Origin of the sequence: Gordonia rhizosphera NBRC 16068 (assembly GCF_000298195.1) — a bacterium.
Classification (GTDB): domain Bacteria; phylum Actinomycetota; class Actinomycetes; order Mycobacteriales; family Mycobacteriaceae; genus Gordonia; species Gordonia rhizosphera.
Genome location: NZ_BAHC01000100.1, coordinates 1 through 1,026, shown reverse-complemented (window position 1 = coordinate 1,026; position 1,026 = coordinate 1). Strand labels below are relative to the sequence as shown.

Below are 1,026 nucleotides of genomic sequence, written 5' to 3'. Positions count from 1 at the left end.
TTTTCACGATTCTTCTTGTGCTCTTCGAAGGTGTCGGCGAACAGGGTGGTGCCCTCGCGGTCGATGGTGACGAAATAGAGCCAGCGCCCGTCGGCGGGATGCAACGTCGCCTCCAGCGCCGACTGCCCGACGGCGCCGATCGGCGTGATCGGCAACCCCTCGACACGGTAGGTGTTCCACGCGGTGTCGGCCCGATAGGCCTCGCCGTGCACGTCGATGTTGGTGACCCGGGCGGTGTAGTTGGCGGTCGAGTCCATCTCGAGCCGCTGTCCCTTCTCCAGCCGGTTGAGGATCACCCGTGCGACCTTGGCATAGTCCTCGGGGCTGGCGACCTCGCGCTCCACCACCGAGGCCGCCACCAGCGTCTCGTACGGCGTCAGCGACGATCCGCTCTCGCCCAGCAGACCCCACTGCTCGAAGCGCAGCGCGCTCGCCTGGACGAGATCGTGCAGGATCTGCGTCGCGGAATGATGCGGGTCGATGGTCTCCCAGGTGCCTGGCGCGATCAGTCCCTCGATCCGGCGGTGGTCCCCGGTGAGTTTCTCGACCGTGGGACGGGCCCACTGCGGCACGCCGAGCTGTTCGGGCGTGTCGTCGGCGGCGGCCTGCTCCAGCTGCGTGATGCTCACCCCGATCTGTTCGCCGTTGACCGTCACCGACGTCGCGTCGGAGATCATCTGGAAGATGCCGGGCGTGATCTTGCCGTCGATGCCGGTCTTGTTGTCGAGCTGCAACCCCTCGGGCACCACCATGCGGCCCACCCGATGAGCGGTACCGTCGGTCATCATCTCCACCGCGGTCGCCGCCGGGATCTGGGTGCGCAGCTTGTAGAAGCCCCCCGACATCGTCTGACCGTCCGCCGCGGACACGAACGCCCCCACGCTGCCGACCACGTCGGCGTCGTGCAGGATCACGCCGAAGTCACTCAATGTCGAGTTCGCCGGGATGTCGACGATGACGTCGGCGGTGCCGGACGCGTTCGAGTAGTCCTTGTCGGACGGCCCGAACACCCCGAACGCCCGCAGG

General features: G+C 67.3%; 1 protein-coding gene. It reads right to left on the bottom strand.

Going from position 1 to position 1,026, the window contains the following annotated elements; genetic code table 11:
• Nucleotides 1–1,026: endolytic transglycosylase MltG (mltG, locus tag GORHZ_RS11445; RefSeq protein ID WP_006333103.1), on the bottom strand; the 1,026-nt coding region annotated here is incomplete at both ends.